This window comes from Acetobacter orleanensis (genome assembly GCF_001581005.1).
Classification (GTDB): domain Bacteria; phylum Pseudomonadota; class Alphaproteobacteria; order Acetobacterales; family Acetobacteraceae; genus Acetobacter; species Acetobacter orleanensis.
This window is the reverse complement of record NZ_LHZV01000057.1, coordinates 21,369-44,462: the sequence shown is the minus strand read 5'-3', so window position 1 is coordinate 44,462 and position 23,094 is coordinate 21,369. Positions and strand designations below refer to the sequence as shown.

The 23,094-nt window shown below is 57.4% G+C and carries 21 protein-coding genes; 7 read left to right on the top strand and 14 right to left on the bottom strand.

What is annotated here, in order from left to right; genetic code table 11:
- Positions 1-9 precede the first annotated feature (9 nt).
- The 6 genes from AD949_RS05670 to AD949_RS05645 all read left to right on the top strand — a co-directional run bounded on the left by AD949_RS05670 (position 10) and on the right by AD949_RS05645 (position 8,351).
- Positions 10-1,215, top strand: coding sequence for an ATP phosphoribosyltransferase regulatory subunit (locus tag AD949_RS05670; protein WP_082064603.1), 1,206 nt, complete (start codon positions 10-12; stop codon positions 1,213-1,215).
- Between the two features lie 76 nt (positions 1,216-1,291).
- The gene (locus AD949_RS05665) at positions 1,292-2,581 is read left to right on the top strand and encodes an adenylosuccinate synthase (RefSeq protein ID WP_048834987.1); all 1,290 of its coding nucleotides are present in this window, start codon (positions 1,292-1,294) and stop codon (positions 2,579-2,581) included.
- Between the two features lie 712 nt (positions 2,582-3,293).
- A complete protein-coding gene (gene phoB / locus AD949_RS05660; RefSeq protein WP_048835026.1) occupies positions 3,294-3,986 on the top strand; it encodes a phosphate regulon transcriptional regulator PhoB in 693 nt (230 codons plus the stop codon).
- A 32-nt stretch (positions 3,987-4,018) separates the two neighbouring features.
- Positions 4,019-5,350: a sensor histidine kinase gene (locus AD949_RS05655; RefSeq protein ID WP_052944516.1), complete on the top strand. Its 1,332-nt coding sequence runs from the start codon at positions 4,019-4,021 to the stop codon at positions 5,348-5,350.
- 60 nt (positions 5,351-5,410) lie between these two features.
- A complete protein-coding gene (gene pstS, locus AD949_RS05650; protein ID WP_096430490.1) occupies positions 5,411-6,433 on the top strand; it encodes a phosphate ABC transporter substrate-binding protein PstS in 1,023 nt (340 codons plus the stop codon).
- 196 nt (positions 6,434-6,629) lie between these two features.
- A complete protein-coding gene (locus AD949_RS05645; protein WP_048834985.1) occupies positions 6,630-8,351 on the top strand; it encodes an OprO/OprP family phosphate-selective porin in 1,722 nt (573 codons plus the stop codon).
- Between the two features lie 162 nt (positions 8,352-8,513).
- Here the strand turns inward: AD949_RS05645 and fdhD are convergent, their stop codons facing one another.
- The 6 genes from fdhD to AD949_RS05620 form a co-directional block, all read right to left on the bottom strand.
- Positions 8,514-9,305 carry a formate dehydrogenase accessory sulfurtransferase FdhD gene (gene fdhD / locus AD949_RS05640; protein ID WP_048834984.1) on the bottom strand — a complete coding sequence of 264 codons (792 nt, stop codon included), beginning with the start codon at positions 9,303-9,305 and terminating at the stop codon, positions 8,514-8,516.
- Complete coding sequence (gene mobA / locus AD949_RS05635; RefSeq protein ID WP_048835024.1) at positions 9,298-9,921, bottom strand: molybdenum cofactor guanylyltransferase; 624 nt, start codon at positions 9,919-9,921, stop codon at positions 9,298-9,300. Before mobA ends, fdhD begins: the two co-directional genes overlap by 8 nt.
- 148 nt (positions 9,922-10,069) lie before the next feature.
- Positions 10,070-10,486 (bottom strand): glycine zipper family protein, encoded by a 417-nt coding sequence (locus AD949_RS05630; protein WP_048834983.1) that lies wholly within the window; start codon positions 10,484-10,486, stop codon positions 10,070-10,072.
- Positions 10,487-10,612: 126 nt separating this feature from the next.
- Positions 10,613-10,777: a hypothetical protein gene (locus tag AD949_RS14075; protein ID WP_156475921.1), complete on the bottom strand. Its 165-nt coding sequence runs from the start codon at positions 10,775-10,777 to the stop codon at positions 10,613-10,615.
- 122 nt (positions 10,778-10,899) lie between these two features.
- On the bottom strand, positions 10,900-12,213 hold the full coding sequence (locus AD949_RS05625) for a histidine-type phosphatase (RefSeq protein ID WP_052944515.1): 1,314 nt from the start codon (positions 12,211-12,213) through the stop codon (positions 10,900-10,902).
- Between the two features lie 84 nt (positions 12,214-12,297).
- Entirely contained in the window at positions 12,298-13,614 is a 1,317-nt protein-coding gene (locus AD949_RS05620) for a hemolysin family protein (protein WP_048834982.1), read from the bottom strand.
- Positions 13,615-13,816: 202 nt separating this feature from the next.
- Between AD949_RS05620 and acuI the strand changes: the two genes are divergently transcribed.
- Positions 13,817-14,803, top strand: a complete 987-nt coding sequence (gene acuI / locus AD949_RS05615) for an acrylyl-CoA reductase (NADPH) (RefSeq protein WP_048834981.1) — start codon at positions 13,817-13,819, stop codon at positions 14,801-14,803.
- 161 nt (positions 14,804-14,964) lie between these two features.
- Here the strand turns inward: acuI and AD949_RS05610 are convergent, their stop codons facing one another.
- Genes AD949_RS05610 through AD949_RS05575 form a run of 8 tightly spaced genes read right to left on the bottom strand, consistent with a single transcriptional unit; the run spans position 14,965 to position 23,080 of the window.
- On the bottom strand, positions 14,965-16,737 hold the full coding sequence (locus tag AD949_RS05610) for an AMP-binding protein (RefSeq protein ID WP_048834980.1): 1,773 nt from the start codon (positions 16,735-16,737) through the stop codon (positions 14,965-14,967).
- 15 nt (positions 16,738-16,752) lie between these two features.
- On the bottom strand, positions 16,753-18,000 hold the full coding sequence (locus tag AD949_RS05605) for an MSMEG_0569 family flavin-dependent oxidoreductase (protein WP_048835022.1): 1,248 nt from the start codon (positions 17,998-18,000) through the stop codon (positions 16,753-16,755).
- Positions 18,001-18,013: 13 nt separating this feature from the next.
- Positions 18,014-18,301, bottom strand: a complete 288-nt coding sequence (locus tag AD949_RS05600) for an MSMEG_0570 family nitrogen starvation response protein (protein WP_048834979.1) — start codon at positions 18,299-18,301, stop codon at positions 18,014-18,016.
- Entirely contained in the window at positions 18,294-19,466 is a 1,173-nt protein-coding gene (locus AD949_RS05595; RefSeq protein WP_048834978.1) for an MSMEG_0565 family glycosyltransferase, read from the bottom strand. Before AD949_RS05595 ends, AD949_RS05600 begins: the two co-directional genes overlap by 8 nt.
- Complete coding sequence (locus AD949_RS05590) at positions 19,463-20,434, bottom strand: sll0787 family AIR synthase-like protein (RefSeq protein WP_174766776.1); 972 nt, start codon at positions 20,432-20,434, stop codon at positions 19,463-19,465. Before AD949_RS05590 ends, AD949_RS05595 begins: the two co-directional genes overlap by 4 nt.
- Positions 20,431-20,994, bottom strand: a complete 564-nt coding sequence (locus AD949_RS05585; RefSeq protein ID WP_048834976.1) for an MSMEG_0567/Sll0786 family nitrogen starvation N-acetyltransferase — start codon at positions 20,992-20,994, stop codon at positions 20,431-20,433. Before AD949_RS05585 ends, AD949_RS05590 begins: the two co-directional genes overlap by 4 nt.
- Positions 20,991-22,100 carry an MSMEG_0568 family radical SAM protein gene (locus AD949_RS05580; protein WP_048834975.1) on the bottom strand — a complete coding sequence of 370 codons (1,110 nt, stop codon included), beginning with the start codon at positions 22,098-22,100 and terminating at the stop codon, positions 20,991-20,993. Before AD949_RS05580 ends, AD949_RS05585 begins: the two co-directional genes overlap by 4 nt.
- Complete coding sequence (locus tag AD949_RS05575; RefSeq protein WP_048834974.1) at positions 22,097-23,080, bottom strand: Nit6803 family nitrilase; 984 nt, start codon at positions 23,078-23,080, stop codon at positions 22,097-22,099. Before AD949_RS05575 ends, AD949_RS05580 begins: the two co-directional genes overlap by 4 nt.
- Positions 23,081-23,094 lie beyond the last annotated feature (14 nt).

The following is a 23,094-nucleotide window of genomic DNA, read 5'->3' as shown; positions in this document are numbered from 1 at the left end:
CGTGCAGGCATGACGGGCGCGCCCTGCGGTGCTATAGGCCGAAACATGACGGATGACCCGCCCTTTAGCCCGGCTCTGCTCCCGGCTGGCTTTGTAGACCTTCTGACCCCCGATGCCCGGACCGAGGCAGAAGGGGTTGCAACCCTTATGGGTGTGTTCGCCTCGCACGGGTATGACCGTGTGCGGCCGCCGCTCATGGAGTTTGAAGAGACATTACTGGCGGGCTCCGGCGCGACTCTGGCGGATCAGAGCTTCCGTGTCATGGACCCGGATACCCGCAAGATGATGGTCCTGCGGCCCGATATTACGCCCCAGATTGCCCGCATGGCCGCGACTCGTCTTGGCGCGGCGGCGCGGCCCCTGCGCGTGTCCTATGCTGGCGCGTGTGTGGTGGTGGTGCCCGCTGCGGCTGAGGAAAGCGGGCGGCAGATCATGCAGGCGGGTATTGAGCTAATCGGCCCGGACAGCCCGCAGGCGGATGCGGAAGTGATTTCCGTCGGGGCGGAGGCGCTGGCCCTGCTGGGTGTGCCGGATGTCTCGTTTGACCTCACCATGCCCCCGCTGGTTCCAGCTTTGCTGGAAGAAGCCGGAATTTCCGCTTCCGTACGCCCCGTGCTGATGCGCGCACTGGACCGTAAGGATGCCGCCGCCGTGGCCGAATTGGGGGGCGCTGCTGCGGAAACACTGATTGCCCTGCTGCGTGCCACCGGACCAGCGGATCAGGCGCTTGAGCAACTTGCCCATATCAGCCTGCCGCCACGCGCCCGCGTCTTTAGTGAGCGGCTGGCGGCCACCGTCAAAGCCCTGCGCAAAACCAACCCGGACTTGCGGCTGACGGTTGATCCGGTGGAATTCCGGGGCTGGAAATATCATACCGGCGTGTGCGTTACGGTGTTTGCCGTAGGCCGTGCTGAAGAGCTCGGCCGTGGCGGGCGCTATCTTTCCAGTGATAATGAACCCGCTTGCGGCGTGACCTTCCGGCCGGATGTGCTGTTTCGCACCATTCCGGCAGCGGCCCCCCGCCCACGGGTTTATCTCGCCCCGGATGCAGACCAACAGGTGGCCGCCCGACTGCGGGCAGAAGGGTATGCCACGCTGGGTGCCCTGCCGTCCGGCCCGTCTCACGGCACAGACCCGGAGCATAACCGGGCCGAGGCGCTGCGTCTGGAGTGCGGTTTTCTTCTTTCCGGTGCAACATGCACAAAGCTTGACTGACCCTCTATGCCAGAGGCCTGCTGCAGGCCTTTTTGGCAGGATTTTTCAGGTAGATTTTCCAGGAGCAGAGCGTTTTATGTCCAACGTCACGGTGATCGGCGCCCAGTGGGGCGATGAAGGCAAAGGTAAGATTGTAGACTGGCTGGCCAGCCGGGCAGACATTGTTGTGCGCTTTCAGGGTGGCCACAATGCCGGGCACACGCTGGTGGTGGGTAATCAGGTCTACAAGCTTTCGCTGCTGCCCTCCGGTGTTGTCAGCGGCAAGCTGGGCATTATTGGCAACGGCGTGGTGGTGGACCCGCAGGCTCTGCTGGCGGAAATTGGCCGTATTCAGGAACAGGGGCTGACAGTCACGCCGGACACCCTGAAAATTGCGGAAAACGCGCCCCTGATCCTGCCGGTGCATGGCGCGCTGGACCGCGCGCGTGAAGCCGCTCGTGGGGACCGCAAGATTGGCACCACAGGCCGCGGCATTGGCCCGGCGTATGAAGATAAGGTGGCCCGCCGCGCCATCCGCTTGTGTGATCTGGCCGAGCCTGAAACGCTGGACTGGAAGCTGGACGAACTGCTGCTGCACCATAACACGCTGCTGGCGGGTCTGGGTGCCGAGACGTTCACAAAGGAAGAGCTGATGGCCTTCCTGACCGACATAGCGCCCAAGGTTCTGCCGTTTATGGCTCCGACATGGGATATTCTGGATGAAGCCCGTCGCGGCGGTCGCCGTATCCTGTTTGAAGGTGCGCAGGCTGTCATGCTGGATGTGGACCACGGCACTTATCCGTTCGTCACCAGTTCCAACACGGTCGCCGCCAATGCGGGCACCGGGTCTGGCATGGGGCCGAATGCCGCCGGGTTTGTGCTGGGTATTGCCAAAGCCTATTGCACCCGCGTGGGGGAAGGGCCGTTCCCGACAGAACTTTTTGATGATGTTGGCCGCAAAATTGGTGAGCGCGGCCATGAGTTTGGCACGGTTACGGGGCGTCCGCGCCGCTGTGGCTGGTTTGATGCCATTCTGGTGCGTCATGCCGTGCGCGTTGGTGGCGTGAATGGTCTGGCTCTCACCAAACTGGACGTGCTGGATGGTTTTGACGAAATCCGCATTTGTGTGGGGTATGAACTGGACGGTGAGAAGACGGACCGTTTCCCGTCCTCCCCGGCGGCTCAGTCCCGCATCAAGCCGATTTTTGAAACGATGGAAGGCTGGAAAGAAACCACGCACGGCGCACGGCGCTGGGCGGACCTTCCGGCACAGGCCATCAAATATGTACGCCGGATTGAAGAACTGGTCGGCGCACCTGTCACGCTGCTCTCCACCAGCCCAGATCGGGATGATACCATCCTGATGCGTGACCCGTTTGAAGACTAAGTAACTATCCGCCACTCAATAGTGTGGTTTGACCCGCTGTGTGGCCCTTTGAAAAAAGGGTCATGCAGCGGTTTTTTATTGCCACCAAGGCGCTGTGGGTCTGACGACACTTATCATCCTACCCGTGAAAACAGAGGAAATCTGTCGCCGTGCCGAAAAGTTTTTCTAAGGCGTAATCGGAGCGGCGGCGGCACAGTCTCAGAAAAATACAGATAAGATTTCTCCGTATGCGTGCAAACCCAAGTTCAGCGGGTATATGGGGCCTGCTGCATGGCCGTGATGATTTCACCCCCTAAAAGCCTGAAAAACGACGAGGGCTGGATACTGCGCGTAAATACGCTCCCGCTGTATCTTGTTTTTCAGCGTTGTGCAGATCCCTTCAGCATCCCCGGCTCTAAAAGTCCGCGTTCCGAGAAGGAGCGGGAAACCCGGTTGTGAAAGGTTTCATGGCGGAGGCGCATGACAGCAAACCGCGTCTGCATTTTTGAGGCAGAGGGGGCGAAAAATACGTTTCGGGAGGGGGAACCCGGTACAATTGCCGGCCCAGCTCCTAAGCGGTTCATAAGCCAGAACGCCAGCCTTTGTAGAGAATAATGTTACATCCGGTCAGAGCCTCGGAACACGGGTCCCGGATATGTGTAATTTTTATGACACTGGTTGTTTTTCCCGTGTTTCCCGGCTTATCCTGCGCCCGAATCGCTATGGGGTGTTCATGTCAAACAATGCAAGCGTTCTCGTTGTTGAGGATGACCCGGCGCTCTCCCGGCTGATCTGCTATAATCTGGAAAAGCAGGGCTATGATGTCCGTCTGGCTGGGGATGGCCATACTGCTCTTGATCAGGTGAGTCGCCGTGCGCCTGATCTGATTCTGCTGGACTGGATGCTTCCCGGGATTTCCGGTCTGGAAGTGTGTCGGCAGTTGAGAGAACAGCCAAAAACAAAATCCATTCCCATCATCATGCTCAGCGCGCGCGGGCAGGAGACGGACAGCGTACGCGGGTTGGAAATTGGCGCGGACGATTATCTGATCAAGCCGTTCGGCATGGAAACACTCTTTGCGCGGGTCAAGGCCATGCTGCGTCGGCTCCCGCCTTCCGGCAACGTGCTGAAGTTTGACACGCTGGTGCTAGACCGTGTTGCCCATAAAGTGGAACGCAGCGGGCGGCTCCTGCCTTTGGGGCCGACCGAGTATAGATTGCTGGAATTCCTGATGACGCATCCCGGTCAGGTGTTCTCGCGCGAGGAATTGCTGGAACAGGCATGGGAGCGCAGCTCCTGTGTGGAATTGCGCACGGTTGATGTGCATATCAGACGGTTGCGGCAGACGCTGAACGCAGGGGATGAGAAAGACCTGATCAGAACTGTCCGCGCCCGGGGATATGCACTTGATATGCCACAGGATTAACACACGTTCTGACGCAGCGGAGTGCCTGAATCATGCATGAGGCACTTGTTGCTGTGGCAGGGATACTGGTGGGGAGCGGGCTGACAGCAACAATGCTGGCGGCGCGGCTGCGGCCGGGAAAAGACGTGGCCCGACCTTATCATCATGAAGATAGTCCGACATCTGCCAGAACCGCTGTGCTGGAAGCGGTGGAGCAGGTCATGGCCTGTCTGCCGGCAGCCACGATGGTGCTGGATGCAGAGCGTCGGCTGCACTATGCCTCGCCGGAAGCGCATCGGATTTTTGAAGACAATCTGGGCAGTATCAAACGGCATCCTGCTTTTCAGACAGCGCTAGACCGGCTGGCTGAAAAAAATCTGGATGCGCCGTCCGGTGCGGAAACAGCACGTATCGTCCTGGATGTTCCGCATCATCGGGTTATCCGGGCACTTTTCCAGCAGCATGTCTTGCCCGCAACGTTCTGTGCAGACCCTCGTGGCCGGAGCGCATTGTCAGACCGGCCGCCGTATGTGCTGGTTTTTGTGGCGTTGCATGATGAAACGGAAGCGGACAATACCGAGCGCCAGCATACCGATTTTGTAGCCTACGCCAGCCATGAACTGCGCACACCGCTCGCGGCATTAATGGGGTTTGTGGAAACGCTACAAGGCCCCGCTGCGGATGACCCGGAAGCACAGCAGGAATTTCTCGGGATCATGGCCGCGCAAGGCAAGCGGATGCAGCATTTGCTGGATGATCTGCTCTATCTGTCCCGCGTGCAGCGCGTGGAGCACCAGCGCCCGCGTGGTTCTGTTGCGCTGACAGATTTATTTGCCCGCCTGAAAGCCGAGTCTCAGGCTCTGTTTCGTCAGAAAAAGGCAAAACTGGCTATCCAGCCTGTCCCGGACCCCGCGTTGTGCGTCGCCGCGGATATCGGCCAGCTTGTGCAGGTGCTGCTCAATCTGATTGAGAACGCTATCAAATATGGCACCCTGACGGATGGCGCGCCTGCGTCTGGTAGCTTGCAGGTTACGGTGTCCTGCGGGCCAGCCCCCCTCGATTCCCGTTGGCCTGCGGTGCCGGGGGTCGTGCTGAGTGTTGCGGATACCGGGCCGGGTATTGCCGCACGGCACCTCCCGCGACTGACGGAGCATTTCTACCGCGTGCCCAAAACAGCGGTCACGGTGCAGGGCAGCGGGTTGGGGCTCGCCATTGTCCAGCATGTTGTCACCCGCCATGGCGGGCGTTTTGTGGTTGAAAGCACGGTTGGCAAGGGCACAACCTGCCTCATCTGGTTGCCGCGGGTGGCGGCTGCGCCGGATGTCATAAAACCTTCAAAAAATAGTCTTCAACATGTCATCCCGCGTGAGGCGCAAACCCAGTAAGGGTTGTTCCCGACGTGGCGATTTGCGTCGTTATTTATGATGTCCAGGGATAAAACCGAAATGCGTCTTTCCTTCAGGCCTGCTCTGTGTCTGCTCGCTGCAACGTGCTTGACCGCTGCACTGCCGAGCGTCTCCCGGGCCGAAAGCGTCACTGGCGCCGGTTCCAGCTTCGCCGCCCCGATTTACGAGGCTTGGGGTGAGACAGCCAAAACCGCCGCTGGCGTCACGGTGAACTACCAGAGCGTTGGGTCCAGCGCCGGGCAGAATCAGGTTCTGGCAGGAACGGTTGATTTCGGTGCGTCCGATGCGCCGATGGATGCGCAAAAGATCGACTCTGCCGGTCTTTTCCAGTTCCCGACAGTGATGGGCGGTATTGTGCCCGTCATCAATGTTCCGGGCATGAAAGCTGACACGCTGCGCCTGAGCGGTGCGGTGCTGGCTGGTATCTATGCTGGTGAAATCACGGAATGGAATGACCCGAAGATTGCCGCCCTTAACCCGGGTGTAAAGCTGCCGGACATGGCCGTCGCACCCGTGCACCGTGCAGACGGTTCCGGTACGACGTTCGTCTTCACGTCCTATCTGTCTGGCTCTTCTGCTTCATGGCACGATTCTCTGGGCGCCAGCACGTCCATCTCATGGCCCGGTGGTCTGGGCGCCCGTGGGAACGATGGCGTGGCCGCCACCGTGCAGAACACGGAAGGCGCGATTGGCTATGTTGAATATGCCTATGCCAGCCGTAACCACCTGACGACCGTTAAGCTGCACAACCGTGCGGGTGAAGATGTTTCTGCGAATCAGGCAAGCTTTGCCCATGCTGCGGAAGCTGCTGACTGGCAGCATGCCTCTCATTTCGCAGTGAACCTGCTGGACACGCAGGGTAAAGGCGCATGGCCGATCGTCTCTGCAACCTACGTGCTGACCCCGATTGCCCCGAAAAATGCTGCACGCGGTGAAGCCGTGCGTAAGTTCTTCACATGGGCCTTTGAAAAGGGTGATGCAACAGCACAGAAGCTGGACTATGTGGCTCTGCCGCAGGCCGTCAAGACCAGCATTCTGGCTGCATGGAAAAGTGCGAAGTAAAAAACCCCATTATTCTATCAATCCCTTTCAGAATACTTTTTAAGATATCTTCTTAAAAAAGTCTTTTCAGAAGTGAGGCGGGCTGGATTATCCAGCCCGCCTTTTTTGTCATAGGACTGTAACGAAACCATCATGAAACCATCACGCACAAGCGATGTTCGCTAGGATATTCAGCAATCATCTTATCTCCTCTGGATTGGCAAAGATGCGCAGTAAACCGGTTATTTCATCTCTAGCTTTTGCTTCATTTTTGATGGGTGGCGCGGCACCTGTCGCAATGGCATCGTCTTCTGACGACGCCCAGATCCGTGCCCTTCGCCTTGAAATGGCGCAGATGCGGAAAGAAATGATGGGGCAGATCACGACGCTTAAAAGTCGTCTGGCTAAGACTGAAACTGTATCTCATCGGCAGGACCACATGAGCAGCGCATCGGCTCATGGTGGTCGTGTAGCCGGTCATCATGACATTGCCTCCGGTCCGGTTGACCCAAGTGTGCAGTTCAATGAGCAGCCTGCCTCAGCCAACCGCATTCATCTGGCCAATGCAGGCACGCCCACGTCTGACCGTGGGGATGTCATGTCATGGAAGTCTTTCCGCGCCGCTACCAGAAGCGATGAAAACGTGCATGTCGGCGGCATGATCGTCGGCTTCCCGAAAGGTCGTTTCACGGTCGCCTCTGAAGACGGTGCTTACGGCCTGTCCATTGGCCTTGCCTTCCATGAAGATTTCGGTGGCTTCTTCAACTCAGGGCCGCGGCCGGGTGAAGCGCGTGGGGCTTTCAATAGCTTTACCACTAACATGCGCCGTCTCCGTATTCCCTTCACCTTCCGTTACAAAAACTGGGTTGCGGCTGTCACGCCTGACTTCGGCGCGAACCATAACGATGGGTATGTCGGGCTGTATGAAGGCAACCTGAACTATACCGGTCTGCATAATACCATTCTGACTGTTGGTTATTTCCAGCCGCGCGTGACTGAAGAAGATTCTGAAAGCTCCAACGACTTCTTCACGCTCGAACGTCCGAGCATTACAGACATGGTGCGTAACATTGCAGCAGGTGACGCCCGCTTTAGCGTTGGCGCTCTGCATTATGAAAAACGCTGGTGGATTGCTGGTTACTTCACCGGTCAGGAGTGGGGCCACCGCAACGCATCTGACATGAACAGCACCTATTACGGCGGTGGTAGCGGCACAACCATGGACAGCCAGACAGGCGGCATGCTGCGTGTTGCCGGGCGTCCGGTTGCGACGAAAGACTGGGATGTCCACACGGGTATCTCCTCAATCGCGTCCTTCCGTCAGGCCTGTAACTCCACAGATGCCTATCATTGCTCGCGTTCCACGTCCTTCGGTCAGCGTCCTGAATTTGATATTGGTGAAGCCAACCTTTCGGCAACTGGTGGTATTAGCAACGCAGCACAGGTCTGGGCTGCTGGCCCTGAACTGGGTGTCCGCTGGAAACGCCTGATCGTGAAGGGTGAATACTATCACGTTGGTGTTCAGCGTGATGCGCCGGGCCTGAAATCTGCTGGTTTCCAAGGTTGGTATGGCGCTGCATCCTACACGCTCTTTGGCAACCCGCGTATGTATAACGAAAAAGAAGGGGCCTTCGGCGCACCGGGCGTGAAAGAAAGTGAAGAGTTCGATCCCGCTACGAATCATTGGGGTGCGATGGAAGTTGTGGGTCATTACAGTGTGATCGACCTCAACAGCCGCCTGACGGATGCTTACGCCAAGAACGTAATCCGTGGTGGTCAGCAGACAGTCTGGACAGGTGGTGTCAACTGGTATCCGAACCGTCACTTCCGCATGATGCTTGATTACAGCCACTTCATTGTTTCTCGTAGTGAGCAGCCGACCAACATTTATGGCCGCACAGGCAACGCCGTCTCTGTTCGTGTGCAGGCAGGCTTCTAATCTGGTCTTCGTGACAGTCTGAAAGAGGTTTGAACAAATCTCTTTCAGAACTACATATGTGATCTGATGCAAAACCCCCTTCAGGGCAGCCTGAAGGGGGTTTTTGTTTGGATTATTTTATGAAAAATACTGCATATGAAATAGAACAATGCTGGGCAGAGTTCATCCGATAGCACCTGTAAACAGATGCTGTGAGGACCGCCGCGCTAATGCTACAATAGTTAGTCCTGCCTGCTCTGCCAGTCGCACGGCGCGGGTTGTGGGGGCAGATACGGCAACCAGCGTGGAAAAACCAGCCAGAATGGCCTTCTGCACCATTTCGTAAGAGCATCGGCTGGTAATGATACAAAACCCCTCTGCAAAGCAGATGTTTTGACGAAGCCCCGCTCCAATCAATTTATCCAGAGCGTTGTGGCGGCCGACATCTTCACGGATCATGCGCAAGGCACCCTCTGAACCATACCACGCTGCCCCATGGACCATATGCACCTGTGCATTCAGTGTCTGATGGTCAGCCAGTGTCTTCACAGCATGTCGAATTGCAGAAAGGGGTACGGGAGGCATGACTGGCACAGCAGGTAGCGCCTGATGAAGACTTTTCAGATCTTCACTGCCGCAGACGCCACACCCTGTTCGACCCGTCATGGCGCGCCGGGACTGTAACAGACGCCGGAAATCTTCTCCTGCAATATCGAGAAACAGGGTGACACCGTCTTCTCCCATTTCTGTTCGGATACTGCGGATAGAGGAGGGATGGGAAACCAGACGTTCCGTTATAGAAAAGCCATAGGCATAATCTTCCAGATCCTGACACGTTGCCATCATCACAGCGTATGGCACGCTGTTATAGACAAAATTGACCGGCGTTTCCTCGGCAATGGCGAGTGTAGTGGTTTCAGCCTCTGTTTCGGTAAAACGCTGTACTGGCCAATAGGTCATGACGGATTCAGGCATGTGTTAGCCCTTCATAAGCCAGCGTGCGGGCATAAGCGTACTCATCAGGTGTATTGATGTTGAAAAACAGATCCGGTGACTGATCAGGAAAGACGATAGAGCGCATACCCAACGTTGCAGCAAAAGCGCGGATACGGCGTTTATCTTTACACTCGGGCTGGCTAAGCCACGCTTCCAGCGCAGAACGGCATGAGGTGGGCCAACTGGCAACCAGATGATGGTGCCGGTTAGCTGATACGGCAACCGCCGGAGCCGGAAGTAAACGCTGCGGTAAATCAGCCGGGATAAACGGTGTGTCGCCGGGAACGGTGATCAGAACGGAACAGTTTTGTGCTTCTGCCCAACGCAATCCTTCCAGAATACCAGCAAGCGGCCCGGTATCGCTCTCCATGTCCGATAGAACAGGTAGGTTCCAAGGTGCGAAACGAGAGGCGTCTCCATTGGCGCTGATAGCCAGTGCCGCACAGTGTGGGCGCAGAGCATATAGAACATAATCCAGAACGGTCAGGGTTCTGGAAAGGGGGAGCAGGGTTTTATCACACCCGCCCATGCGGGAGCCCGTGCCGCCAGCAAGCACAAGTGCGGCAATACGAGGAGAGGAAAGATGGGCGCTCATGCGGCCAAACATTGACCTGTTCCCCAAGGGTGGCAAGTGTTTTTACACCGCTGATCGGGCAGGATATTTTGCACAGCTCATAAAAAAAGTGGCCCGACAAATCGGGCCACCTGACCATGCGGCAGAATAAAGCCGAATTCGGCTAGTTTTACCGGGGCAGCACGTTCTTGTAAGCAACCATGCACTGCACATAGGCATTGTTATACTGGGTCTGGAGACCTCCCTGCTGGTTGCGGGAATAAAGCCCACCGCCCAGCGCGCCACCCAGAGCACCGGCACCGGCACCAATGCCAGCACCCGCGCCACCGCCAGCGGCAGCACCCAGACCAGCACCCAGAGCTGTTGCGGCCAGACCACCATACAGAGCCTTACGGTTCTGGCTGCCAGCCTGCCCTTGTACGGCAGCAGTGGCCTGAGACCGGCAGAAGTTCTGTTCCTGCTGGAAGGTCGCGTAATTCTTGCCCGGACCCGGTAGAACCATTGCGGTCGGGCCCATGGGTGTTTCTGCGCAGGCAGTCAGCAGAAGCGCCGGAAGAAGGACGAGGGACGCTTTTTTGAAGCTCATGACAAACACTCTTGTTATCGTTGGACGCTTGTAAACCTGAAGATTCTGGCATTTTTTTGGGCGAAAGCAAAATTTTTAATCAGCAGGAGCCTATCAACAGGCTCCTGCGGGCCCGTGCCACAAGCGTCAGGCGTGGTCGTGGTGAGTGCGTTTGTTCTCTTCGGAAAGCACGCGGCCACACAGTTCCTTGATTTCTTCTTCTGTCAAAGAAGCAGGGTGACGCAGGCCTTTAGCGGCAATGGAAGCCAGATTTTTTGAAGGCGGTTTTTCTGGCGTCGTGTGAGAAGACATGGCTTTTATCCTTGTAAAAAGTGAAAAGAAAACCGTGTACTCTGTAAATCCTAAAAATCCTGAGGACAGATTTCAAGGCTATAGTGCGCATCTCACACTATAAATCACGCTGCTTTAAAAAACTATAAAAACTGTTCTGTTAGTTTTTGCACACTGTGTGCAAGCCTTTCCGGGCTACAAACCGCCAGCGCTGAAGACGGGCAGAGCTGGCTGTGAAGTGGAAGAGGGAGCGTCTGTGCCGTCATAGGCTGTGCCTGCCGTAATTGTTCCAGAGATTGATGGAAAATACGGAACCGCACATCTTTTTGCCCATCAGGAAGGCGCCAGAGTTCAAAAGCTAGAGTAGTGTCTGGAGCCGTGCGATCAGGCTGGTCGGCAAACGACCAGTCCAACCCGAACAGTGTGGCCAACATGTCCAGTGTTGTGTCATGCCCGGCAAGCATGGTCAGTCTGGCTGAGGGAGGAAGGAGCGACTGGTCGGGCAGGAAAACTGGCTGACCTGCGAGACTCTCGATGAGTGTTTCCGCCAGAACATACCCTCTTGGAATTGCAATGGCTGGAAGGCGTCTCAGCCTGTCACTTTGTAAGGCGTGGGCGGGTAGAACCGTGTCCAGAAGCTCGCGTGTCTCAGCATGGGAGCATTCTTTTGAGGTGGGTGTGTGAGCAAAAACAGTAGACGGCAAGCCTTCCACATATTCCAGAAACAGGTTTTCCGCCGTGGAGGCGCTCAGGCTAAGACCACCTGCATCATGAGGCTGTCCCTTTTTCCATGAAAGTGTGGTGGGTGCAGAAAAGCATGGACCGTTCTGCTGCTGGCATCCGTTGGGCGCGAATGCGGCTTGCAAGGCAGATTCCGCCTTTGCCTCTGTGCTGACCGCAGGCACGTCCTGCTGAAACGCAAGAGTGAGCGCTGGCATAACACGTTGCTGGTCAAGATGAGCCTTTCCCGCAGCTAGCGCATTGAACAAAGGGTCATGCTGGCCAGCAGATAGGCCGTGCGCGGCACTGGTGCAGCCATGGCTCAGGGTCTTGGCCAGAATGTCACCGCTTTGGCGTGTGCGGGAGTCGGTGGCATCAGCCCAGACGAAAACAGCGCTTGATGAAGTACAGGTCTGCGATGCCGCTGGGAGAAGGGGGGCATACCAATCACGGAGGAATTGCCCCATGAGAGTCAGATTGGTGCGGCCATGGTCCGTCAATTCTCCCGGTGGCACGGGCCAAGCGGACCAGACACGACCTGTCGTTTTTTCTAATGTGCTGAGCGGCTTGGTCGGGCTGCGGATGCCATGCCGGGAAACCAGAACAACTTTCTCCAGCATTGCGCCGGATGGAGGCTGCCGAGACGGCGTGGGGTTAGCCTTCGCAGAGGTAGCCGCAACCGGGACGGCAGCACTCAAAGCAAGGATCAGATAATAAAAGAAGCGAACACGAAGCATCCCCGTGCATAGCACAGGGTAAATGCTTTGGTCGTTCGCAAAATGCTGCGCCGGTCTTGCCCTCAAGGGACAAACCGGCCTGCATCAGGTCAGACGGGTGACGAGCAACTGGTTGATACGGAAACCTTCCACATCAACCACTTCAAACCGGAACCCACCGGCATCCACGCGGTCAGCCTTGCGCGCCATACGGCGCAGGCGATGCATGACAAAACCGCCAATCGTGTCAAAATGCGTACTGTCGGGCAGTTCGATCACATGCAGTTCACGCATGACATCGCCAATCGGTGCCGCTCCGTCAATCAGCCATGAGTTTTCATCGCGCCGGACAATGGCCTGTTCCTCAAACGGATTGGCCAGACCATCCATGAGCGCACCCATGATGTCCTTGAAGGTAATTAACCCGACAACCAGCCCGTACTCATTGACAATCAGGGCAAAGCCTACGCCATGCGTATCAAACTGGGCCAGTGTGTCCCACAGGTTGAGCGTTTCCGGCACGGAGAGCACGTCCCGCCGCATGCGGAAAATCGGGTTGCCACGTAGGGCCGGACCTTCCGGGATGCTGGCGGGATCAACGACTGACGCCAGAACGTCTTCCGCACGGATGGAGCCAATGACCTTATCTAGCCCGCCATCACACAGCGGGTAACGGGAATAAGGTTTGGCACGAACCTTTTCGTGGTTGTTTTCAGCGCTGTCCTGCACGTCCAGATAGACAATTTCATCACGCGGAGTCATGGCGGATGTTACGGAGCGGTCCTGAAGACCCAGTACGTTCTGGATCATCTGGTGTTCCTGCTCTAGCAGCACGCCAGAGGCGGTGCCAGCCGCCAGAATGGCGCGCAAATCTTCCGGTGTTACAGGCTCCACAGCGGAGGCTGCGGGGATTTTCATGGCCCGCAGCACAGCGTCGGACACTTTGGAGAAAATCCACACAAACGGATACAGTACCCGCAGAGCCAGTTTGGGGAACCAGCCAATGGACAGCGCCACCTTATCCGGCGCATTCATAGCTACGCGTTTGGGCAGCAGGTCGGCAAACAGCACAAACAGGCCGGTGACCATAATAAAGCTGACCGCCGAGCCGATTTTTTCCGCCAATCCGTCTGGCAGACCCCAGTAACGCAGCAGCGCGCCGCACGGGGGGGAGAGCATTTCCGAGCTGACAATACCGCCCAGAATCCCCACCCCGTTCAGGCAGATCTGAAGGACAGTAATAACCTGACCGCTATTACGCCGCAGGGCCAGAAAGGCCTGCGCCCGCTTATCGCCAGCTTCTGCGCGGGAGCGGAGGCGCACATCACGGGCGGCGGCAAAGGAAATCTCAGAGAGAGAAATCAGGATGCTGACAGCAATCAGCAGGAAAAGTGCGACAAAACCTGTAAGAAAAAGAATCAAGACACGCTCGGAGTTCAATAAGAAACAGCTTATTGGACAAGGTTATACCTGTAGGCTTTTTAAAATCCTAATTTATTTTCCCAAATTTGGCCGAGTGGCAGGGGCGCGCCCGCAGCTTTGTGACTGGCAGTTTCCAGAAAATGACGTAGTGGGATGATCTCTGGCGCCCGTGTGGCGTTGAGAGTGCGGGAGGAGACAGGCCATGTTCCAAGCGTTGTTGATTGAAAAAGATGCCCAAGGGCACCAGTTTGTCCACGAGCAGTCTCTATCGGAAGACCAACTGCCAGAAGGCGATGTGACGGTGCGGGTGGCATGGTCTACCCTGAACTATAAGGACGCTCTGGCCATAACCGGCAAAGGGCCGATTGTGCGCCAGTACCCAATGGTGCCCGGCGTTGATTTTGCAGGAACAGTTGAAAGCTCGTCCCATCCGGGCCTGTCCGTTGGTCAGCCTGTTGTGCTGAATGGCTGGGGCGTGGGGGAAAGCCATTGGGGCGGGTTGGCGGAACGCGCCCGCGTGCCGGGTGAGTGGCTTATTCCGTTGCCATCCGGGCTAAGTGCGCGGCAGGCCATGGCACTTGGAACCGCAGGGTACACCGCCATGCTCTGCGTGCGCGCTTTGATGCGGGAGGGTGTCACACCCAAAAGCGGCCCGATTGTCGTCACGGGGGCCTCCGGCGGCGTGGGAAGCGTGGCCCTGATGCTGCTGAGTAAATTGGGCTATCAGGTTACGGCCATTACAGGTCACCCGGAGGAAGAACCAACTCTGCGCGGGCTGGGGGCGTCGGACGTGATGTCCCGTCAGGCGTTGTTACGGCTGACCCGCCCGCTGGAAAAAGCACAGTGGGCCGGGGCTGTGGATGTCGCGGGGGGTGCTATGCTGGCGGCTCTGTGTGCCTCCATGCAGTACGGAGGCGTGGTGACAGCCTGCGGTCTTGCCGCGGGGATGGAGTTCCCGGCAACAGTCGCGCCATTTATTCTGCGCGGCGTCACGCTGGTGGGGATTGATAGCGTCCGTTGCCCGAAAGAAGACCGTCTGGCCGCATGGCAGCAACTGGCGGAGTTGATTGACCCTGAAAAGCTGGACGGGATTCTGACAGAAATTACCCTTTCTGAGGTTAAACAGGCGGCATCTGATCTGCTTGATGGGAAAATCAGAGGTCGTATTCTTGTCAGGCTGGAAGCATAGGAAACCGTAAGATTAGGTCAGATGGTTCGTCCGGGGAGTTGATGGATTAATGGTGATATATGCTCAATCAGCTATGACCACCTTTACGCACCCTTGCAGAAGGTTCCGTATCTGATCTGGATTTTTAAAATTTCAGACTATCCGATGACAATCTGATTATATCAGGAAACAAGAAGACGTTTCCGCTGGATTTTTCCAGATGTGGTCGTGGGAAGGTTAGAGACGAAGCGGATTTCCTTCAGGCCAACCCACCGACCAAGCACTTTATGGACAAGTTCAATAACCTCATCGGATAAGCGTCTGCACGGCATCTTGGAAATAGGGATGACATAGGCCACAGGGCGCTGTCCGCGCAGGTCATCATGGATCGCGACAACGGCGCAGGCATGAACATCTGAGTGGGCTGCGATGACCTTTTCGATCTGCACACCGGAAATCCGCCGTCCTGCAACCTTAATGACGTCATCGGAGCGGCCGAGCATATGAACCGCGCGTGTCGCATCAATCATGCCTTCGTCGAACGTACGGTAATACTGGCCTGTTTCATCAAGATAGAGAGAAGGAACACGGATAGCTCCATCCTTCCATAGCCCTGCAAGACAACCGGGCGGTAACGGCAGGGATAAAACAATCTCGCCACACAATTCCCCGCGTTCTGAAGGCATGATAGCGGGGTGAAATCCCGGTGCAGGCCGTCCAATATCATTGATGAGTGAAATGGGGGCATGTTCCGGCAGGCCGAAGAAATGGGCCGTGATGCTCCATCCTGTTTCTGTCTGCCACCAGTGATTCACAACAGGTTTACGGAAATAGGATCGCGCCCAGTCCAGCAGTGTCGGGTCCGCATATTCTCCGGCAACGAAAATGCGGGCCAGTGCAGGCAGCAACGCTGCTGAGAGATGGCGACTCTCCTGCCGCATAAGCCGCATCTGTGTTGGCGTTGTGAACAGGCATTTTACAGCATGTTCATGGCAGAGCGCACGGATGGCGGATGCAGATGCGCCACCTTCCACGATCACGCTGGTGCCGCCGCAGATCAGGGGGGCGTAAACCCCATAGGAATGGCCGACGACCCAGCCGAGGTCCGATGTTGTGAAAAACGTGTCTCCGGGGTGGCACCCATAGATCAGTTCCATGGACAGAGCGAGTGCTACGGCATGGCCGCCATTGTCTCGCACGATGCCTTTTGCCTGACCTGTTGTGCCGGATGTATGGAGAATATAAAGCGGATCTTCGGAGTGCAGCGCGACAGGCTCTGCTGGTGTGGACCGTTCCAGCATATGGAAGTCATGATCCCGCGTTGGCAGAAGTGTCGCCGGGCAGGGTTTGCGCTGCACGATGACACAGGCCTGTGGCTTGTGCGCGGCTAGGGTGAGCGCGTCATTCAGCATGGGTAAGGATGGGATTACCGTCTGGCCCTGAAAGCTGCAACTGGCGATAATAACGACTTTTGGGGTTGCATCATCAATGCGTCGGGCCAGTTCCGGGCTTGCATAGCCGGCAAAAACGACGACATGCACAGCCCCGATCCGCGCACAGGCCAGCATGGCTATGGCGGTTTCGATCATGGTCGGCATGGTGATCAGAACCCGATCACCCTTGTTGACCCCTAGAGCGCGCAGACCACCAGCAAATCCGGCGACCCTGTCGAGAAGGTCCTGATAGGTGACAATTCGCTCTTCTTTCGTTGCGCAGGAATGCCAGATCAGGGCGGCCTGTTTGCCACGTCCATTTTCAACATGCCGGTCAACAGCGTTAAAGCACGTGTTGAGCGTGGCACCGGGAAACCAATCATGCCAGCCATCTGGGCGTGTCCGGCATGCGGTAACAGGTGTCTGCTTCCATGAGATGCGTTGTGCTGCGTCCAGCCAGAACTGGTCTGGCTGGCTCAGGGCCGCCTTATGGAGTGCGTCGTATGTTGTCCATGGAAGCATTGTGCACTCTCCCCCTTAAGCTACGGGAACGTCTTTTCCGGTGATCTGACTGGCCAGCCACGCGGCATCGCGCGAGACGCCAGAGAACCGTCCTGATCCCCATGTGTGCAGCCACGGAAGGCCGAGAAAGTAGAAGCCCGGCGCGTCAGTCACGCCCCGATGCCAGATTGGCTTGTTGGCTCCGTTAAAGACCGGCACATCAATCCAGTGATAATCCGGGCGAAAACCAATGCACCAGATAATCGAGGTGATGCCCGCAGCTTTCAGATCAAGCGGAGTGTTGCTGCCATCGGGTTCCCAGACGGGCACGTAAGGCGTTTCTGTTGGTGCACTCAGGCCTTCGCGGGCGATATAGGCATCAATGGATTTTTTGATGTCAGCGTTGGTCTTGTCTGCATCATCAAGATTGATTTTCAGATCCGGCCTGAAGTCCGCAACCTCATCTCGGATTGTCTCCAGTGTGCCGTGCAGACTTACGCCGTCCTTTGCAAAAAGGCGCAGGTCAAGATCATGCCCGCCATTACGGCCGGTGACATAGTGATTGGTCTTATCCCGTGCGCCGTCACGCAGAGGGTGGTTGTCCACCGTAAGGTCATAGAAGCGCATATCTGCAAGCCAGTCCACAATATCGCGGCCACGGTAAAAACGTGAAACACGCGGCGCAGAACCGACGCAGAGATGCACCTTGCGTTTTTCAAGGAACAGGTCCTCGACAATCTGCGCACCGGACTGACCGCTTCCAACAACCAGAACAGCCCCTTCCGGAAGCTGGGATGCATTGCGGTAATCCTGTGAATGAAGCTGGAAAATAGCAGAATCAATAGCACTGGCATAACCCGGAATGACAGCATCATGATACGCACCCGATGCAATCACGACATGCTGTGCATGCCAGACCTCATCGGCCGCCACCACGCGATATCCGCCGGCTTCATGCCGTGTGATGGAGGTGACAGCCATATGCTCACGTAGGGGAGGGGAAAATGAGTTCACAAACCCCCGGACATAATCGATGATTTCCTGCTTCATCATGAAGCCGTGCGGGTCTTTCCCTTTATAGGGGTGACCGGGCAGTTCGCACTGCCAGTTCGGTGTAACCAGACAGAAATTGTCCCAGCGTTCATCTTCCCAAGAATGGCAGGCCGTTCTGGCTTCAAAAATGATGTGCTCCACGTGCTCATTGCAGAGATACCAGCTCATGGAGAGGCCTGCCTGTCCGCCGCCTACAATAACGACGGGGATGTTTTTCTCATTCTGTGTCATCATAAGATCCGTTTCAGAGAGTGAAGGACAGAACACGTATTTGCGCGTCCTGACTGTTTTTGAACTGTGCGCAGGTCTGTCGAATGGTCTGGAGCTGCCCAAGGGCACGGCTACAAGGGAAACCGTAACGTGAGCGAACCCGCTCACTGGCTTCGTTCAGTGCGGTATCAGCCTTTTTCAGAAACTCCGGGACCAGATACGTCATGCCGGGCGTAAAATGGTCCTGAATGACCAGAGATGGAGAGTAGCATTCCGTTTCTGCCCCATCGGGCCAGCGCACACGAAAAGTCATTTCAGGCATGGTTAAGAGCTCCTGAGGGAGGAGAACTGGCACGCGGCAGGGCCGCGAGGCGTCGATAGGCAGTAAGGTGACGGCTAGCGACGTTGCGCCAGTCGAAACGGCGGGCTGTCGCCGGGCCACTGTTCTGGAAACGGTCACGGGTTTTGACGTTTAGGGCGTGCCGCAAAGTCCGTAACAGAGTGTCTGGTCGGTCAGGGTGGCACCACAGAGCGTCCGGCTCCTCAAGATGTTCTGTAAATGGCGCGATTTCTGGCACGATGACGGGTGTGCCGCAGGCCAGAGCTTCCAGTGGACACAGGCCGAACCCTTCGCTGAGGGATGGATAGGCCAGCACGTCCGCCTGTCGGTAGAAGGCAGGCATATCCTCATCCACGACCGGTCCGGTTACGGTGACATGATCGCTGGCACCGCGTTCACGCAGACAGGCGTCGAACCGGGTGCGATAGGCAGAATGATCCAGCAGCGAGGCGCCACCGATTATGACCAGATGAACATCTATCTGCTCACGGTGCAGGCTCAGAAAACTTTCTAGCAGGCTCAGGGTATTTTTGCGCTGCTCGACCCCGCCAACAGATAGGATCAATCGCCGGCTGGCAGGTAGATGATACCGTGCCCGGAGCGTGGCATCCCGCCCGTGCGGAACAGGTGAAAAACGCACGGGATCGACCCCATTGCCCACAACGGGGGCATGGCACCCATGGGTGTTGCGCAGGATGTCTGCCCACAGGGTGCTGACGGTAAACAGTTCGGTCGCGGCCTTGAAGCCGCGTTCCTGCCGGGCAGCAAGAACGGGATGGGTCAGGGGATCGAGATGATGAACCGTACGGGCAAAGCCCGATATCCGGCCTTCATCCATCAGATCAGCCAGAGCATTGGCGCTGATGGGATCCTGCGCGTGGAGAACGTCAAAATGCAGGCTGCGCACGGCGTCCCTGATTTCACCAATGCGACGTTCCACCAATGTTGGCAGGTCGGTCTCGCGCGCGGCAGGGATAGAGTGGGTTATGCAGAGGGGTGTGCGGAAAAAGCCGCTCCCTTCCACGTCCGGGGCGATCAGGGTCGCATGATGCCCAGCCTCGCATAGGGCTTCTGCCAGCGCCATGCCATGCACAACGCCACCGCGTGGATTGGTGGAATGGGTCAGAATACCGATGGACAGGCTCATGGCGCAAATCCCATGAGCGGTGTCCGTGTAAGATCCCAGAAGGTCTCTGTCTCATCAGCCCAAGTGATGTCCAGTCGGCGTGAGTTGTTGCATTGGCCAATAACAGCCGCGGCAATGTCCCGGCTGTGAAACCGGGTCATGATCGTTGCCGCATCTTCGGGGCGGGCTGTCAGCAGATAACCATAGCTGGGGAACGCAGATAGCCAGCGCTCCATGGGGGCGTCCGTGGGGCGCGGAATGGCGTCAAGCGTGAGGGTCATCCCCACGCCCGAACATTCGGCAAGCATGAGGGCTGTGCCCAGCAGTCCGGCCATGCTGATGTCTTTGGCGGCGCGGCTCAGGCCATCTTCAGCAATGCCGGGTAGCAGTGCGATGTCGCCTTGCAGGCGTTCTGCGCCGTGTGTGCCGCAGAGTGCGGAACTGGCATCCCAGAAGGGGTGAGGGTCATGCCAGCGGCCTCTCAGGTCGATGGCGGCAATCAGAACCTCATCTGGTCGGGCGTCGAAGCTGGTCAGTAGATGACGGGCGCGGCCAAGAATGGCGGCAGATAATGCGGTGTGCGGACTGCGCAGGTTAGTATGGCCACCCACAACCGGCACGCCATAGGTGCGTGCGCCGTCCTGTAAGCCGCGCAGGATGGCGGCGGCTGAGTCGGAAGTGTCGCTCCAGAGCGCATTCACCACCGCAACAGGACGACCGCCCATGGCCGCAATATCGCTGATATTGACCATGACGCCGCAGTAGCCGGCAAACCACGGCATGGACTGGACAAAACTGTCCTGAAACCCCTCGCTGGCCAGCAGGAGATAACCCTCACCATCCGGGATCGCGGCGCAGTCATCGCCAAGCCGAATGGCTTTTGCATCAGCTCCTAGAATTGAAGAAACTTTTGCAATATCCTGCTTGGATGCAAGAGCGCAGCTATTGCGGAGGGTGCGGAGCAGGTGCGCCAGATCACGTGCCATTATGCCACCTGTCGGGCGCGTGGTTGCGGGCGCAGTAGCCATGTCTGATCCTGTCCGTGGGCCGGATAGCGTGACAGATCAGCTTGCATGTCGTGGTGCGGCAACCCGTGCAGGAAACTGGTCCCAAGGCTTTTCCAGTGCAGGCGGCGGAAGAACAGCACGTTCTGTTCCTGCACTTGTGCCAGAAATCGGGTCGCTCCAAGACCGTGCGCCGTGCAGACCGCCATGCGGATAAGCTCTGCCCCGATCCGCCCCAACTTGCGATGGTCCGCATGGACTGCCAGACGGGAACCGCGCCAGAGACCGGGTTCAGCGTTATGGATGCGCACTGCCCCCACAATCCGGTCCGGCATACCCGCCATGCAGCAGGCGGCAATGATGGGAATAGCGGTTGCGTCGATAGCATCCCGATCATCATCTGCAAAAATCTTCTGCTCGGTGCAAAAGATTTCACGGCGTAGCGCATGGTACCCGGCGCGTTCCCACGGTGTGCGGGCAAGGCGCACGACATATTCCGTTGGGATGAAGTGTCGGTCTTCCACGCCTTCAAGTGTCGTGCTCATTGTTCGTAGGCCGACAGTGAGGAACAGGCGCCGCAACGGCCACATCCTGCCCGGATGTCTGTGGATTTCATGTTCGCCTCCCGTAGCATTCGTCCAAGAGGCGCCAGAACCGATTTCATGAAATCAGCAGAAGGCGGTGCATAATTTTCAAGCGGTGTGCCGGAGATGGGCACAAATGGGACCACGAAGGGATAGACCCCAAGTGCAATAAGGCGTTCGGCCAGAAGCAGAATGTCCTCGGCACTGTCTCCCAGACCGGCCAGAATGTAGGTGTTGACCTGCCCGCGCCCGAAGAGTGGCACGGCGGACGCAAACGCCTCCATGTAACGATCGACGCTGACAGTGGCTTTACCGGGCATGATTTTTTCGCGCACGCTCTGCGTGGCGGCTTCAAGATGCATGCCCAGACTGTCCGCTCCAGCATCGCGCAGGCGCTGGAACCATGCATGGTCACGCGGTGGTTCACACTGGACCTGAAGCGGGAGGTCAACAGCCGCCCTGATGGCACGGGCAGAGGCAGCCAGCACGGCGGCACCCCGGTCCACCATGTTAGGGGTGCCGGTGGTCAAGACCATGTCACGCACGCCGTCCAGTTCTACAGCGGCTTTCGCAACTTCAGCCAGTTGCGCGGGTGTCTTGTGGGCGATTGTCCGATCCGCCTCCAGAGACTGGCCGATGGCGCAGAACTGGCAGGAGGTGCGTCGGTCAGCATAACGAATGCAGGTTTGATATACGGTCGTGGCCAGCGTGTCCCGTCCGTGCAGCAGGGCTATTTTCCAGTAGGGAATACCATCTGCTGTTGTCAGGCCGTAGAAGCGTGGCGCCGCCGGGAAATGGATCGTGCCGAGGGGGTGGCCGTCTCGCAGCAGCGTGCTGGCACCTTTCTGGTCAGGTGGGCTTGCCTGAAACGGTGATCGGCGCGCGCCGGATGTATAGACCGGGACCATAACGGTCTGCCCTGCGATGGTGATCGTCTTGTGATCTGAAGGACCAGCCCCGCCTTTGCGGGCGATGCCTCCGGTCTGTTCGCCAATCTGCAACCCGAAGGATTGCAGGTCGGTCACGAGCTTGCGGCCGGAGAACGAGCCGAGTGTCGGAACGGTCATGGCGCAACCTCATTGTGGGAGAGGGCCGGCGGGACTTCCTGTTCCGGCTCTCTGGCGTAATGAACGGTCCGGGCGGGGTGTCGGTCCTGAAGCAGGCTGAGCAGTTCGGGGCGTGCGTAGTGCCCGACGGAATCCATCATGCGCTTGCGCTTGGTGATCAGGGCGAAGTCGAGATCCGCGATCACCATGCCTTCCCCTTCAGTCAGGGGCGGTGCGAGCAGCTTGCCTTCAGGAGAGACAATGGCCGTGAAGCAGCCTCCCCGTAGTGGTCCTTCCAGTGCCGGATCACCGGAGATGTCCTTGATCTGCTCTTCCGTCAGCCAGCCGGTGGCGTTCACGACAAAACAGCCGGATTCCAGAGCATGGTGTCGAAGTGTCACTTCCATCTGGTCGGCAAAAATCTGGCCGACCAGAGAGCCGGGAAACTGTGCGCAGTGGATGTCCTCATGCTGCGTCATCAGCGCGTAGCGGGCGAGGGGGTTGTAATGCTCCCAGCAAGCCAGCGCCCCGATGCGTCCTGCGGCGCTGTCAACAACCTTCAGGCCCGCGCCATCCCCTTGTCCCCAAATCATGCGCTCATGATAGGTGGGGGTAATCTTACGGCGTTTGAGCAAGATTTCACCTGTTGCATCAAAGATGATCTGCGTGTTGTAGAGGGTGCCAAAATCCCTTTCATTCACGCCTAGCACGACGACTGTGCCGGTCTGACGGGCCGCTTCGGCCACCATGTCTGTAACCGGTCCGGGAATGATAACGGCGCGTTCGTAGAGTTCCAGATGCTCGGCACCCATGCGGAATGCCGGCTGAATGAATGAGAAATAGGGGTAGTAGGGCACAAAGGTTTCAGGAAAGACCATCAGGTTAACGCCTTTTTCAGCGGCATTACGGATGGTCTGACAGACTTTCCGGGCAGTCCCCAGACCATCGTCACCAAGGACAGGGCTGATCTGGATGGCTGCGGCGCGAACGATACGGGACATGGCTGATGGTCCTC